The sequence below is a fragment of the Streptomyces sp. NPDC053560 genome, assembly GCF_044544605.1.
Classification (GTDB): domain Bacteria; phylum Actinomycetota; class Actinomycetes; order Streptomycetales; family Streptomycetaceae; genus Streptomyces.
This window is the reverse complement of the sequence record NZ_JBITXI010000004.1, coordinates 41,979-55,999: the sequence shown is the minus strand read 5'-3', so window position 1 is coordinate 55,999 and position 14,021 is coordinate 41,979. Positions and strand designations below refer to the sequence as shown.

At 74.3% G+C, this 14,021-nt stretch carries 15 protein-coding genes; 10 read left to right on the top strand and 5 right to left on the bottom strand.

Annotated elements, in window-relative coordinates:
* The first annotated feature begins 74 nt into the window (after positions 1–74).
* On the top strand, positions 75–1,202 hold the full coding sequence (locus tag ACIGQF_RS10070; RefSeq protein WP_399707738.1) for an alpha/beta hydrolase: 1,128 nt from the start codon (positions 75–77) through the stop codon (positions 1,200–1,202).
* A 261-nt stretch (positions 1,203–1,463) separates the two neighbouring features.
* The gene (locus tag ACIGQF_RS10065) at positions 1,464–3,176 is read left to right on the top strand and encodes a hypothetical protein (protein WP_399707736.1); all 1,713 of its coding nucleotides are present in this window, start codon (positions 1,464–1,466) and stop codon (positions 3,174–3,176) included.
* A 51-nt stretch (positions 3,177–3,227) separates the two neighbouring features.
* Here the strand turns inward: ACIGQF_RS10065 and ACIGQF_RS10060 are convergent, their stop codons facing one another.
* A complete protein-coding gene (locus ACIGQF_RS10060; RefSeq protein ID WP_399707734.1) occupies positions 3,228–3,653 on the bottom strand; it encodes a VOC family protein in 426 nt (141 codons plus the stop codon).
* A gap of 294 nt (positions 3,654–3,947) precedes the next feature.
* Here ACIGQF_RS10060 and abc-f point away from each other — a divergent pair, with 294 nt between their 5' ends.
* The 8 genes from abc-f (at position 3,948) to amaP (ending at position 9,913) form a co-directional block, all read left to right on the top strand.
* On the top strand, positions 3,948–5,546 hold the full coding sequence (gene abc-f, locus ACIGQF_RS10055; RefSeq protein WP_399707731.1) for a ribosomal protection-like ABC-F family protein: 1,599 nt from the start codon (positions 3,948–3,950) through the stop codon (positions 5,544–5,546).
* Positions 5,547–5,929: 383 nt separating this feature from the next.
* Positions 5,930–6,151, top strand: coding sequence for a helix-turn-helix domain-containing protein (locus ACIGQF_RS10050; RefSeq protein WP_006606369.1), 222 nt, complete (start codon positions 5,930–5,932; stop codon positions 6,149–6,151).
* 129 nt (positions 6,152–6,280) lie between these two features.
* Positions 6,281–7,060 (top strand): enoyl-CoA hydratase/isomerase family protein, encoded by a 780-nt coding sequence (locus tag ACIGQF_RS10045; protein ID WP_399707729.1) that lies wholly within the window; start codon positions 6,281–6,283, stop codon positions 7,058–7,060.
* Between the two features lie 207 nt (positions 7,061–7,267).
* Positions 7,268–7,738, top strand: coding sequence for an Asp23/Gls24 family envelope stress response protein (locus ACIGQF_RS10040; protein WP_399707727.1), 471 nt, complete (start codon positions 7,268–7,270; stop codon positions 7,736–7,738).
* Positions 7,739–7,854: 116 nt separating this feature from the next.
* The gene (locus ACIGQF_RS10035; RefSeq protein ID WP_399707725.1) at positions 7,855–8,055 is read left to right on the top strand and encodes a hypothetical protein; all 201 of its coding nucleotides are present in this window, start codon (positions 7,855–7,857) and stop codon (positions 8,053–8,055) included.
* A gap of 3 nt (positions 8,056–8,058) precedes the next feature.
* Positions 8,059–8,610, top strand: coding sequence for an Asp23/Gls24 family envelope stress response protein (locus ACIGQF_RS10030; protein ID WP_399707724.1), 552 nt, complete (start codon positions 8,059–8,061; stop codon positions 8,608–8,610).
* Between the two features lie 34 nt (positions 8,611–8,644).
* The gene (locus tag ACIGQF_RS10025; protein WP_399707722.1) at positions 8,645–9,298 is read left to right on the top strand and encodes a DUF6286 domain-containing protein; all 654 of its coding nucleotides are present in this window, start codon (positions 8,645–8,647) and stop codon (positions 9,296–9,298) included.
* A gap of 9 nt (positions 9,299–9,307) precedes the next feature.
* The gene (gene amaP, locus ACIGQF_RS10020; RefSeq protein ID WP_399708565.1) at positions 9,308–9,913 is read left to right on the top strand and encodes an alkaline shock response membrane anchor protein AmaP; all 606 of its coding nucleotides are present in this window, start codon (positions 9,308–9,310) and stop codon (positions 9,911–9,913) included.
* A gap of 72 nt (positions 9,914–9,985) precedes the next feature.
* On the opposite strand, the gene ACIGQF_RS10015 is transcribed toward amaP, so the two are convergent.
* From ACIGQF_RS10015 to ACIGQF_RS10000, 4 genes are all read right to left on the bottom strand, one after another.
* Positions 9,986–10,753, bottom strand: coding sequence for an SDR family oxidoreductase (locus ACIGQF_RS10015; protein WP_399707720.1), 768 nt, complete (start codon positions 10,751–10,753; stop codon positions 9,986–9,988).
* 4 nt (positions 10,754–10,757) lie between these two features.
* A complete protein-coding gene (locus tag ACIGQF_RS10010) occupies positions 10,758–12,587 on the bottom strand; it encodes a glycoside hydrolase family 15 protein (protein ID WP_399707718.1) in 1,830 nt (609 codons plus the stop codon).
* Positions 12,588–12,689: 102 nt separating this feature from the next.
* Complete coding sequence (locus tag ACIGQF_RS10005) at positions 12,690–13,523, bottom strand: SURF1 family protein (protein WP_399707716.1); 834 nt, start codon at positions 13,521–13,523, stop codon at positions 12,690–12,692.
* Between the two features lie 81 nt (positions 13,524–13,604).
* Complete coding sequence (locus tag ACIGQF_RS10000) at positions 13,605–13,838, bottom strand: hypothetical protein (RefSeq protein ID WP_399707715.1); 234 nt, start codon at positions 13,836–13,838, stop codon at positions 13,605–13,607.
* Positions 13,839–14,021 lie beyond the last annotated feature (183 nt).

Sequence of the window (14,021 nt, the reverse complement as noted above, 5' to 3'; positions counted from 1 at the left end):
CGGCCGGGCCGTTCCGTCACTCGGGCGCGCGGGCCCACTGGCCACGGGCCGCTGCCCTCCCCAGACTGGGGAGGGTGCGCCTGGGTACCGCGGCGGCAGCGGCCGTCACCACTGTGATCGGTACCGGTGCGGCCGCGCTCGCGGCCGGCCGGTACGCCAGCGACGTCGCCCTGCGGCCCGCCCCCGACCGGCCGTTGCCGGGCGACGGGCGGCTGACGGTGCACGCCACCACCGCCGACCGGATCACCCTCACCCGCAGCCTGTCCGCGCTGCGGCCGGGCCGGTACGGGCTGACGGGCCGCGGCTGCCACGCCGTCGTCGGCCCGGTGCTCGACGACGTGCCGCACGAGGCGGACACCGTCGTCCGGCGCCTGGAGCGGGTCACCCACGGCACCCTCGGGCGCGGCACACACGTGTGGCTCACCCCGCAGGTGTACCTCGGCAACCCCTCCGACGCGCTCGGCCTGGAATGCGCCGACGTCGATGTGCCCGGCGAACTGGGCGCGCTGCCCACATGGTTCCTGCCGGGCGAGCGGGAGACCTGGGTCATCACGGTGCACGGCCTCGGCACGACCCGGGAGCACCCGATGGTCGTCATGCCGTTCCTGCACCGCCACCGCTTCCCGGTGCTCGCCCCGGCCTACCGCAACGACCAGGGCGCACCGCGCACCGCCGACGGCAAGGCCCATCTCGGGGACGCCGAGTGGCGCGACGTGGACGCGGTGATCCGGTACGCCCTCCGGTACGGCGCGCGCCGGGTGGTCCTGCACGGCTGGTCCACCGGCGCGACGATGGCGCTGCACGCCGCGGCGCACTCCGCGCTGCGGGACCGGATCGCCGGACTGGTGCTGGACTCGCCGGTGCTGGACTGGCGCGCGACGGTACGGGCGCTGGCGGCGGCCCGGCGTGTGCCGCGTCCGCTGCTGCCGCTGGCGGTACGGGCCGCGGAGGGCAGTACGGGCCTGCACTCCGACCGGCTGGCCGAGGCGTGCGACCCGGCACTGCTCTCCGTCCCCACGCTGATCCTGCACGGCCCCGGCGACACCGTCGCGCCGTGGTCCGCCTCCCGCCGCCTGGCGGCCGCCCGGCCGGACCTGGTCAGCCTGCACACCGTCAGGGACGCCCCGCACGGCGCCATGTGGAACGCCGGGCCCGAGGAGTACGAAGAGACGCTCCGCCGGTTCCTGACGCCGTTGATGTAGTGAGATGGGCGCCTTTCCGGAGCGGTTGATTCAGGCGCCGGTCCGAAGTTGTCGTAGGCACCGTCGGCGCAACGGCCGCGACGGCGTCGGTGAGCGTCCGCCCGGTGTGTGCAGGGGCGTGGCACGCAGCGCCGGGGGCGTGGCACGGGGTGCCGCGGGGAAGGGGGCGATCGCGGGCGGATCGGGCATGAAGAGCCCTTCCGGAGAACGCAAGCGGACTTCCGATTGGGTTTTCGGGCCCACAAGAGCAAGACTGCTCCTGTGACGTCCCGTACTCCGCGCGACTCCCGGCTCCGCCTCGTCCCCAGACAACCGATCGCCGCCGCCCGCCGTGCGGTGAGCACGCGGACCACCAGGCCCGCGCCACGGCCGCCCGAGGGCACTCCGCCGCCCGCGGAGCTGGCCCGGATGGCACGCGGCGCGCTGGCGGGCGCCGTCCGAGTGGCCCGCTGGGCAGCCCGCGAGCGGGGCGAGGGCACCGGCGCGCGCGCCGCCGCCGACGGCTCGCTGCCGGACAGCGCGGCCGAGCAGGCAGCCGAGGCACTGGAACTGACGCCGCAGCAGGTCCGGGCCGACTGGGACCGGGCCCGGCTCGCCGGCCTCATCGAACTGCACGGAGGCGTGGCCCGCCCCGGCTGGCGGCTGCGCGCCTGGGACCGGGACGACTCCGCCGCGCTGCGCGGCTGGGTCGCGCTCTTCGACGCCTGGTCGCTGGCGCTCCCCGCGCCCGCGGACGCCGGCCCCGGAGCGGTCGCGGAGGTGATCGAGGCGCTGCCGCAGGTGCTGTCGCTGCTCTACCTCTCCGCGGGTCCGGTCGAGGTGACCGACCTCCTGGAACTCCTCGACCAGCGGATCGCCGAACTCCGCACGGAGCGCTGCGAGGTGCCGTACGAGCGCGCGATCCGGAGCGAGCCGCCGGCGGCGGGATCCGGCGCCGCGGCGGGCCCGGTGCCTGTCCCGGAGTCCGGGCAGGACGCGGAGTCCGGGCAGGCCACGGAGCCCGGCGGGCCGGACGGGGCCGATGCCTCGATCGCGGCGGCCGAGGACGGCACCCCCGCTCAGGGCCCGGCGGCCGAGGGCGGCGGCGCCCCGGATGCCGGTGGCCAGACCACTGACCAGGCGTACGGCCGGCCGGCTCCCGGCGGCCCGGACGGCACGGCCGACGCCGGCGACGGCGCGGGGGCGTCGTCCGTGTCGCTGCTGGACTGGGCGCTGGAGGCGCTGGCCGCGGTCGGCGCGCTGGTCGTACCGGGCGGCGGCACCCGTACGCGCGGTGCCGCGGACGCCGCCGCACTGCTGCGCGGCGGCGAACCGGCCGGTGAGCGGCAGGCCCGGCTCACCCCGCTCGGCAGCTGGGCGGTCTGGGTCAAGCTGGAGCAGATCTGCGTGGCCGCGCAGAGCCCCGCCGGCAACATCGAGCAGTCCGCCGAGGCGATGCTGCGCGGCTGCGCGCGGCTGACCCCCGGCCCCGCCCGGGCGGAGTACCGGGCATGGCTGGCCGCGCGCTCCGCCGGCAGCGCGGTCGAGGAGCTGCTGGCGGTCGCCCGCGGCGAGGACGCCCTGCTGCGCGGGCTCGCCTTCGAAGCGCTGCGCACGGTCGGCGCGCCGGCCGAGCCCGCCGTACGGGCTGCCGCCTCCGAGGCGGCGCTGCGGCCCTACGCCCTGTTGTGGCTGGTGGAGCACGAAGGGGGCGACCCCGAGACCGCGCCGGACGTGCTCACCCGCGAGGAGTCCACCTGGCTCTGGGTGGACACCGCGGCCGCCGTGGCCGACCACGGCGAGAGCCGACTGCTCGTACGCCACCTGGACTCCGCCGTGCAGGGCTCCGTGCCGCGCCTCCTGGAGGAGGTGCGCGCCGTTGGGCACCCGCGCACCGTCCAGGTCCTCGTGGCGCTGGCCGCGGCGCACCCGGACCCGGCGCTCGCCAAGGCCGTCCGCCGCGCGGCGTTCCAGGTCCACACCGGCGGCGCCTGACCGCCTGTCGGACGGCCATGCCCGCCCGGCCCCGCGCCGGGCGGGCGCGGCTCAGGCGCCCGTGCCGTCGGCCTCCGTGGTCGTCGGGGCGTACGTACCGAAGCTCCAGATGTTGCCCTCCTTGTCCCGCGCCATGTAGTCGCGTGAGCCGTAGTCCTGGTCGGTGGGCGGCACGAGGATCTCGGCGCCGGCCGCCGCGGCCCGCCGGTGGTGGGCGTCGACGTCGGCCACGGCGACGTAGACCCCGGTCGGCCCGGCGTCGCCCATGGCCTCGGCGAAGACCCCGCCGCGGCCCTTCGCGCCGAGCATGACCGTGCCGTTGCCGTAGGACAGTTCGGCGTGCAGCACGGTGCCGGACTCGTCCTCGTACAGCGCGCCGCGGGTGAAGCCGAAGGCGGCCGTCAGGAGCTCGATCGCGGCCTTGGGATCGCGGTAGAGCAGGGTCGGACAGATCGAGGGGGACGGGGTGGCGGACATGGTCTCGGTCCCTTCGCGAGCCGGTGTGGCCTGACTCACATCAGTCTGCCAGCGGGGTCCGACAACGCCATGTGACCTGGGCGCACCCCCTGTCCCGAGGGCGCCGTGCGCGGTGCGCCGCGGCGCCGGTGACGGCGGGGAAATCTGCTTGCACACCACCGTTAGACTGGCCCCATGGCAATTCTCCTTGTGCATTAGACGGCGCCGGCCCGTCCGCGCTCCTCGCGGAGCGCGCCGCGTTGCGGCTTCTCCCGCCCGTCCGTTCCGCCGTCCACCCTGCCCTGGAGTCTTTCCGTGATCACCGCCTCCGGTCTCGAGCTGCGCGCCGGCGCCCGAGTCCTCATCGAGTCCGCCTCGTTCCGCATCGCCAAGGGCGACCGCATCGGCCTGGTCGGCCGCAACGGCGCGGGCAAGACCACCCTCACCAAGGTGCTGGCGGGCGAGGGCATCCCCGCCTCGGGCACGGTCACCCGGTCCGGCGAGGTCGGCTACCTCCCGCAGGATCCGCGCACCGGTGACCTGGACGTGCTGGCCCGCGACCGCGTGCTCTCCGCCCGCGGCCTGGACGAGGTCCTGCGCAAGATGCGCGAGAACGAGGACCGGATGGCCAACGGCAAGGGCGCCACCCGCGAGCGCGCGATGAAGAAGTACGAGCGCCTGGAGACCGAGTTCCTGACCAAGGGCGGGTATGCCGCCGAGGCGGAGGCCGCGACCATCTGCGCCAGCCTCGGCCTGCCCGACCGCGTCCTCGGCCAGCCGCTGCACACCCTCTCCGGTGGTCAGCGCCGCCGCGTCGAGCTGGCCCGGATCCTCTTCTCGGACTCCGACACGCTCCTCCTGGACGAGCCGACCAACCACCTCGACGCCGACTCGATCCTCTGGCTGCGGGACTACCTCAAGACCTACCGCGGCGGCTTCATCGTCATCTCCCACGACGTGGACCTCGTCGAGACCGTGGTCAACAAGGTGTTCTACCTGGACGCCAACCGGTCGCACATCGACATCTACAACATGGGCTGGAAGCTGTACCAGCAGCAGCGCGAGGCCGACGAGAAGCGCCGCAAGCGCGAGCGCGCCAACGCCGAGAAGAAGGCCGCCGCGCTGAACACCCAGGCGGACAAGATGCGCGCGAAGGCGACCAAGACCGTCGCCGCGCAGAACATGGCCAGGCGCGCCGAGAAGCTGCTGGCCGGCCTGGAGGAGGTGCGGCAGTCCGACAAGGTCGCCAAGCTGCGCTTCCCGAAGCCCGCACCGTGCGGCAAGACCCCGCTCACGGCGGAGGGCCTGTCCAAGTCGTACGGCTCGCTGGAGATCTTCACCGACGTCGATCTGGCCATCGACAAGGGCTCCCGGGTGGTCATCCTGGGCCTGAACGGTGCCGGCAAGACGACCCTGCTGCGGCTGCTGGCCGGCGCGGAGAAGCCCGACACCGGCCAGGTCACCCCCGGTCACGGCCTCAAGCTCGGCTATTACGCGCAGGAGCACGAGACGCTCGACCCGGACCGCACGGTCCTGGAGAACATGCGCTCGTCGGCCCCGGACCTGGACCTCGTGGAGATCCGCAAGACCCTGGGCTCCTTCCTGTTCTCCGGCGACGACGTGGACAAGCCGGCCGGCGTGCTCTCCGGCGGCGAGAAGACCCGGCTCGCGCTCGCGACGCTGGTCGTCTCCTCCGCCAACGTCCTCCTCCTGGACGAGCCCACCAACAACCTCGACCCGGCCAGCCGCGAGGAGATCCTCGGCGCGCTGCGCACGTACGAGGGCGCGGTGGTCCTGGTGACCCACGACGAGGGTGCGGTGGACGCGCTGGAGCCGGAGCGGATCATCCTGCTGCCGGACGGCGTGGAGGACCTCTGGGGCCCGGACTACGCGGATCTGGTGGCGCTCGCCTGAGGCCCCGCCGCGGCCCCCGCGCGGGGCCCGGCACCGCGCGGCACGGCCGTAGGCATCTTGATCAACGCGGTATGGATCATTCGGCCGACGGGTGATCCATCATCTGAGTGAGAACGGCTCGTACCCGGCGCGCCACGCCGTGCGGGGGGCCGCGGACGACCGCGTGGGTGCTCTTGTTCCACCCCGCACCCCCTGACCTGGCCCTTCTTTGCGCCGCTCGGCCGAGGCCGCTCAGTAAGGCCCTTGGAATCTTTCATTCCGAGCCGCTGCGCGCCGTCCCGCGCGCCAAACGTTGTCCTACGGACCTTGCCGAATGGGTGGCCAGGACGGGCGGGAGGGGTGATCATGAGAGTCCAGAGCGCACTTCCCATGAGGAGGCACGGGTGGCCGAGACTCTGAAGAAGGGCAGCCGGGTGACCGGCGCCGCGCGCGAGAAGCTCGCGGCTGACCTGAAGAAGAAGTACGACTCCGGAGCGAGCATCCGGGCGCTGGCCGAGGAAACCGGCCGCTCCTACGGATTCGTGCACCGGATGCTCAGCGAATCCGGTGTGGTCCTGCGCGGTCGTGGCGGGGCAACGAGGGGCAAGAAGGCCGCCTCGGCCTGAACCGAGGCGGCCCGCGACTCCGAAGAGCCGACGGTGCCACCCGGTCGAAGAAGTGATCGACCGGGTGGTTACTGTTCAGTTAACTTAGCGGTTGCTGTGCAGTGACCGTTGAAGACTCGGAGGCGCTCGATGACCCTGCTCGACAAGGACGGTGTCCGGCTTACCGTTGACGACGCCGTCGCCACGGTGACCCTGACCAACCCCGCGAAGCGCAACGCCCAGTCGCCCGCCCTGTGGCGGGCCCTGGCCGAGGCGGGGCAGCAGCTGCCGGGGAGCGTGCGGGTCGTCGTGCTGCGCGGGGAGGGCAAGTCCTTCTCCGCCGGCCTGGACCGGCAGGCCTTCACCCCCGAAGGCTTCCCGGGCGAGCCGTCCTTCCTGGACATGGGGCGCGGCCCGGAGCACGACATGGACGCGCTGATCGCCGAGTACCAAGAGGCGTTCACGTGGTGGCGGCGGAACGACATCGTCTCCATCGCGGCTGTTCAGGGCCATGCCATCGGTGCCGGCTTCCAGCTCGCGCTCGCCTGCGACCTGCGGGTGGTCGCGCAGGACGTGCAGTTCGCGATGCGTGAGACGAGCCTGGGCCTGGTGCCGGACCTGACCGGCACCAAGCCGCTCGTCCATCTGGTGGGCTACGCCCGTGCCCTGGAGATCTGCGCCACCGGGCGGTACGTCCACGCCGAGGAGGCCGAGCGCACCGGCCTCGCCAATCTCGTGGTGCCCGGCGACCAGCTCGACGGTGCCGTCGCCGACCTCGCCGCCGCGCTCATGGCCGCGCCCCGGGACGCCGTCATCGAGACCAAGGCCCTGCTGGCCGGGGCCGCCGCGCGCACGCTCGACGAGCAGCGCGCAGCGGAGCGGGCGGCGCAGGGCCGCCGGCTGCGCGACCTCGCCGGCGCGGGCGAGTAACCCACGCGTACCTCCTTGTGCCCGGGGCGTGCTGATGCGCGCCCCGGGCACACGTGCGACTGCTCCGCGCCGTTCTTCCGCCCCCGCCCCGTCCAGTCGGCGTATCCCGGTGGCATCCCAGCGGCGGTCCGCGCCGACCGCGCCTAATGTGGGCCCCGGAGCGCATGCCAGGTGTGTCCGCTCCTCCTCGAAGAAAGGGACGATGCGATGAGCGACACCGCACAGGGCGGCCGGCCGCAAGGCGAGGGTGCCGCCCGGAAGACCCTCGGCTCCGAGCGCGGCGGCGGTGACCCGGCGACCCGGGGACGCACGACCATCGCGGACGGCGTCGTCGAGAAGATCGCCGGAATGGCCGCCCGGGACGTCCTGGGGGTCCACGCGATGGGCAGCGGCCTGTCCCGCACCTTCGGCGCGGTACGCGACCGGGTGCCCGGCGGCCGGTCCGTCACGCGTGGCGTGAAGGCCGAGGTGGGCGAGGTCCAGACGGCGCTGGACCTGGAGATCGTCGTCGAGTACGGCGTGGCGATCGGCGAAGTGGCCAGGGCGGTACGGGAGAACGTCATCGCGGCGGTCGAGCGGATGACGGGCCTGGAGGTCGTCGAGGTCAACATCGCCGTCAGCGATGTGAAGCTGCCGGACGAGGAAGAGGAAGAGGAAGCGGAGCCCCGGCTCCAGTAGCGACGAACCGTTCGGGCGGCCCGGCCGGCCGGACGCCACGGATGCCGGCGGCCGGGTTCCGGCACTGTTCCGGCAGGTCCGCCACCCCGCCCGGGGTGGCAGCGAGGGAGTGCACGATGAGCATGGCCGTGGCCGGTCTGTTGGCCGGCATGGCACTGGGCTTCGCCGGGTACTTCGGCGGATTCGGGGCCTTCTTGCTGGTGGCTGCGCTGGGAGCGGTCGGGTTCGTGGCCGGCCGGTTCCTGGACGGCGACCTGGAGCCCGGTGAGTTCTTCCGGCGGCCGGGAAGCCGTGACCGCGACGCCCGGCGGCGGTGAGGCGTGGCCGAACAGCTTCCGGAGCCCGCCGTCGAGGCGGGGCGGCGCGGCGCGACACGGATCGCCGACCGGGTGGTCGCCAAGATCGCGGCGCAGGCCGCACGGGAGGCGCTGCGGCACGGCCCGGAAGGCGCGGCGGCGAACGGCAGCGGCGCGCACGCCGCCGGCCGCACGTCCCCCGGCGCGCCGGACCGCGACGCCGCGGACGCCGGTACCACCCCGGCGCGCGGGGACCGGGCGCCCGACGACGCGGCTCCCGGGGACGGGCCGGCCGCCCCCGGCCCCCGTTCGCGTGACGTCCGTCCCGGTGACGCCGACGCCACCGTCGCCGTACGGCGGCACAACACCCAGGACACCTTCGGCGAGGCCCGCGTACGGGTCACCGTCGAGCTCGGCTACCCCGGCGACATCGGCGCGCAGTGCGGCGCCGTGCGTCGGCGGGTGACCGAACGGGTATGGACGTTGGCGGGCATGACGGTGCCCGAGGTGGCGATCCAGGTGACCCGCCTGCACTCGCCGCATCTGACGCGGGCCGGGCAGGGGAGAGTGCGATGACACGTACGGTGACCCGGGCGACGGGACGCGGGACATGAGCGAACCGGACACGACGCGACGTCTCCCGACGCTGGAGAAGACGGAGCGGGGCCCCGACGGCCCCGAGCAGTCGGCCTCCGCCGCCGCGTACACCTCGGCCGGCGGTGGCCGGGCGGGGCGCTTCTGGTCCGCCCGGCGGCTGCCGGCCGGACTGGTGGCGCTGGTGGTCCTCGCCGTGGCCGCGCTGTTCCTCTACGACGTGGCCGCCGTGCGGTCCGGACGGCCCGCGATGGCCTGGCGCCGGCGGCTGGCCGACGAGCTGGCGAGCCGCCCGCTGGAGAACACCTGGGTGCTGGCCGCCGCGGCGCTCGCCATGGCCCTGGGCCTCTGGCTGCTCGTGCTCGCGGTGACGCCCGGACTGCGCGGCATCCTGCCGATGCGGCCCGCGACGCCCGCGGTCCGGGCGGGCCTGGACCGCTCGGCCGCCGCGCTGGTGCTGCGCGACCGGGTGATGGAGGTGCCGGGCGTGCAGGCCGTACGGATCTCGATGTCCCGGCGCAAGGTCACGGCGCGCGCGGTCGCGCACTTCCGTGAGCTGGACGAGGTGCGCGGCGACGTGGACGCCGCGCTCGCCGAGGGCCTGGAGCGACTCGGCCTCGCCCGCCCGCCGGGCATGTCCGTCCACGTACGCCGTGCCGGGAAGAGGTGAGCGGTGGCGATGCGTCAAGTACGGCGGACCGTCAACCGGGTGCTGCTCGGGCTGACCGGACTGGTGCTGCTGGGGACCGGCGGGACGGTGCTCTTCGCCGGCCTCGCGCTGCCGGAGAAGTGGCACGCGGGGCTGCCGGACGGCTGGCCGTGGGACGCGCCCGGCGACGTCCTGCTCCCGGCGGCGGACCGGACCCGCTGGACAGGTGAGGGCTGGTGGTGGCCGGCCGTGCTCGCCGCGCTGGCCGTGCTGGTGCTGCTGGCCCTGTGGTGGCTGCTGGTCCAGTTCCGCAACCGCCGGCTGCGGGAGGTCCTCGTCGACACCGGGGACGGCGAGGGGGCCCTGCTGCGCGGGCGCGCCCTGGAGGACGTCCTCGCCGCCGAGGCGGAGAGCGCGGACGGGGTGCACCGCGCCGTCGTCCGCCTGACCGGGCGGCGCCGCGAGCCGCACGTACGGGTCCGCCTGCTGCTGGAGCCGCACGCGGACCCGGCCGGCGCCGTGCACCTGCTGGGCACCCGGGCGGTGGCCGGGGCCCGCGAGGCGACCGGCCTGGCGGAACTCCCGGCCGAGGTACGGCTGCGCGCCGTGCGGCACCGCGCCGAACGGGTCACCTGAGCGTCCGCCCGGGAGTACCGCAGGCCTGGCGGCACTCCGGGGCGCACGGCACGAGACCTGCGGGCGGGACGGTCAGAAGCCGTGCCGCGCGCCGCCGTCGACGGGCACCATGACGCCGGTGACGTAGGACGCCGCCGGGGAGAGCAGGAAGGCCGCGGTGCGGCCGAACTCCTCCGGCGAGCCGTAGCGGCGCAGCGGAATCGAGGCGGAGTTGCGGGTCCGCGAGGCCTCCGCGTCGCCCGACAGCTCGTCCAGCTGCGTCATGCGGTCGGTCGCGATACGGCCGGGCAGCACGCCGACGACCCGGATGCCCTTCGGGCCCAGCTCGACGGAGAGCGACTTGGCGAAGCCGGCCAGGCCGGGCCGGAGGCCGTTGGAGATGGTGAGGCCGGGGATCGGCTCGTGCACGGAGCCGGAGAGCACGAAGCCGATCACGCCGCCCTCGCCGAGCGCCCCGGCGGCCGTACGGGCCAGCCGGACCGCGCCCAGGAAGACGGATTCGAAGGCGGCCTGCCACTGCTCGTCGGTGTTGGCCGAGTCTCCCGTGGCGCCGCTGCCGGGCGGCGGGCCGCCGACGCTGATGAGGATGCCGTCCAGGCCGCCGAAGCGGTCGCGGGCCGCGTCCACCAGGCGCTGCGCGGCCGCCGGGTCGGCGTTGTCCGCGCCGATGCCCAGGGCGCGCGGCCCCAGCTTCTCCGCGGCCGCGGCGGCGGCCTCGTCCGTGCGGCCGGTGATCACGACGTTTGCGCCGTCGGCGACGAGCGCAGCGGCGGTGGCGTTACCCAGGCCGCGGGTGGCTCCGGTGACGATGTACGTCCGGTCGGTGAGTCCAAGATCCATGGGGTCAGTCTGCCTTGGGCAGGCCCGCCATGGTGAAGGCGGTACCGATCAGGCCGACATGACTGAACGCCTGCGGGAAGTTGCCGAGCTGGCAGCCGCTGGCCGGGTCGTACTCCTCGGCCAGCAGGCCGAGGTCCGTACGGAGGTCCAGCAGCCGGTCGAAGAGCTCGCGGGCCTCCGTCTGCCGCCCGGTGAGGTACAGCGCGTCGGCGAGCCAGAAGGAGCACACCAGGAAGGCGCCCTCCTCACCCGGCAGCCCGTCGGTCGCGTGCTCGCCGTCGGCATGCTGGGCGCTGTAGCGGCGTACCAGGCCGGTGGGGGCACCTCCCATGCCTTCAGGGCCATGGGGGAGTGTGAGTTCTCGGCGGACCGCGTCGACCGTGCCGATGACGCGCGGGTCGTCGCCCGGCAGGAAGCCGACGCGCGGGATGAGGAGCGTCGCGGCGTCCAGCTCCTCGGAGCCGTAGTACTGGGTGAACGTGCCGCGCTCCGGGTCGTACCCCTTCTCGCACACCTCCCGGTGCACCTCGTCCCGCATCTCGCGCCACCCGTCCAGGTCCGCCTTCAGACGGGGGTGCGCCTCGGCGGTCCGGATGGCGCGGTCGGCGGCGGCCCAGGCCATGACCTTGGAGTGCACGAAGTGCCGGCGCGGGCCGCGTACCTCCCACAGGCCTTCGTCCGGCTCCCGCCAGTTCTTCTGGAGGAAGGCGAGCAGGGCGCACTGGATGTTCCAGGCGTGCGGCTTGTCCTCCAGGCCCGCGTGGCGGGCGAGGAACAGGGAGTCCAGGACCTCGCCGTAGACGTCGAGCTGGAGCTGGTCGACGGCGGCGTTGCCGATGCGTACGGGTGCGGAGCCGGAGTACCCCTCCAGCCAGGGCAGCTCCGCCTCCGGGAGCCGCCGCTCGCCCGCCAGGCCGTACATGATCTGCAGGTCGGCGGGGGAGCCGGCCACCGCGCGCAGCAGCCAGTCGCGCCAGGCCGCGGCCTCCTCGGTGTACCCGGCGGAGAGCAGGGCGTTGAGGGTGAGGGTGGCGTCGCGCAGCCAGCAGTAGCGGTAGTCCCAGTTGCGGACGCCGCCGATCTCCTCGGGGAGGGAGGTGGTGGGCGCCGCGACGATGCCGCCGGTGGGCGCGTAGATCAGCGCCTTCAGCGTGATCAGGGAGCGGATGACGGCGTCCCGGTGCGGCCCCTCGTACGTGCAGTGCGCCGCCCACTGCTTCCAGTCGTCCAGCGTGCACTGGAGCGCGTCGTACGGGTCGATGCGGCGGGGGCAGGGCTGGTGCGAGGGGTGCCAGGTGAGGATGAACGCGAATTTCTCGCCGGCCTCGACGGTGAAGTCCGAGCGGGTGCTGAAGCCCTGGCCGTACGTCGTCACCTCCGGCTCGGCGTGCAGCCAGACGGAGTCGGGCCCGGCGACGGCCACCCGGCAGTCCTCGACGTGCCGCACCCAGGGGACGACGCGTCCGTAGTCAAAGCGCAGCCGCAGCACGCCCCGCATCTCGACGCTGCCCTCCAGGCCCTCGACGATGCGGACGACGTCGGGCGCGCGGTCCCGCTGCGGCATGAAGTCGGTGACCCGGACGCGGCCGGTCCCGGTGGTCCACTCGGTGTCCAGCACGAGCGAGTCGCCCCGGTACGAGCGCTCGGCACGGGCCTCGTGGTCGGCGGGTGCGAGCCGCCAGTGGCCGTTGTCCCGGTTGCCCAGCAGCGCGGCGAAGCAGGCCGCCGAGTCGAAGCGGGGCAGGCACAGCCAGTCGATGGAGCCGTCGCGACCGACGAGCCCGGCGGTCTGCAGGTCTCCGATGAGCGCGTAGTCCTCGATAGGTGGGTGCACGCTGTCACGACTGCCCGGAGCGGGCGGGGGCTATGCAGTGGCCGCTGCCCGGTGCACCGGCCGCTCGCCGGCACATGGCCCCCGGCAGGGCCAGGTGCTCGGCTAGTCGGCGGCGGCGGACCCGGCCGTTTCCTGGGCCCGCTCGGGCTCTGCCGGTGCGGCGGTGTCCTCGGCGGTGGCGGCGGCCGCGGCGCGGTCCCGGCGCTCGCGGCGTACGAGAATCACCCAGCCGACCGGTACCGCGGCGGCGAAGAGCCACCACTGAACGGCGTACGCCATGTGCGGGCCGATGCTGTCGTGGTCCGGCTCGGGGACCAGCTCGGGCTTGCCGCCCTTGGGCTCCGGGGCGGTCTGCTCGAGGTAGCCGCCGAGCACCGGGCGGTGCAGCCGCTCGGCCGCCTGCTTGCTGTTGATCAGCATGACCTGGCGGTCGGGCAGGCCCTTGGTGTTCTTGATGCCGCTCTCGGCGGTGGTCTCGTCGGGGATCGCCCGGCCGGTGACGGTGACCGTGCCCTTCGGCGCGGGCGGCACGTCGGGGAAGGTGGTGAGCGCGCCGCCGCTGGGCGCGATCCAGCCGCGGTTGACCAGGACGGTGGAGCCGCCGGTCAGCCGCAGCGGGGTGAGGACGTAGTAGCCGATGGACTGCTCGTCGGCGGCGGTGCGGTTCCGCACCACGACCTCGCCCCGGGTGTCGTACCGGCCCGTGGCCTTCACCGGGTGCCAGCGGTCCGCCTCAGGCAGGTCCCGCCCCGGCTTCGCGAGGTCGGTGACCGGTACCGGCTTCGCGTTCAGCGCCCTGGCGATCTGGGCGTTCTGCGCGACCTTGTGCTCGTGGCGGTGCAGCTGCCAGAAGCCCAGCTTGATCATCACAGGGATCAGGACGAGGGCGATGAGGGTGAGGATCACCCACTGCCGGGACAACAGGAAGCGGTACACGGTATTGACGGTACCTGTCACGATTCCGCCCACGACGGCAGGGTCCCGCCGTGGGCCGCCGGGAGCCCGCTGCCCCGGCCGTCAGACCCGGTCGACGATGCCCACCTTCCCCTCCGCGCGGGCGCAGTGGGCGCAGCAGTACCAGTGGCCGTCGGCCTCGACGCCGTGGCCGATGACCTGGCAGCGGCAGTGCTCGCAGATGGGTGCCATGCGGTGGATGGCGCAGGAGAAGCAGTCGAAGACGTGCACCGCGCCCTGCGCGTGCACCTCGAACGTCATGCCGTAGTCGTTTCCGCAGACCTCGCAACTTGCCATGCGCTCAGGATGGGCGCGGGTTTCCGGCGGGCCCGGCCCGGGCGGGGGTGTGTTGTGCGGCTTCACCCGGACGGTGGGTGGGGGCCGGCTGCGCGCCGTGGGGCCTCGGCCGTCGCCCGGCGCTCCCGCCGTGGTGGTTGCTCGCAGTTCCCGCGCCCCTTACGGGGCGCCTTCCGCAGTCCG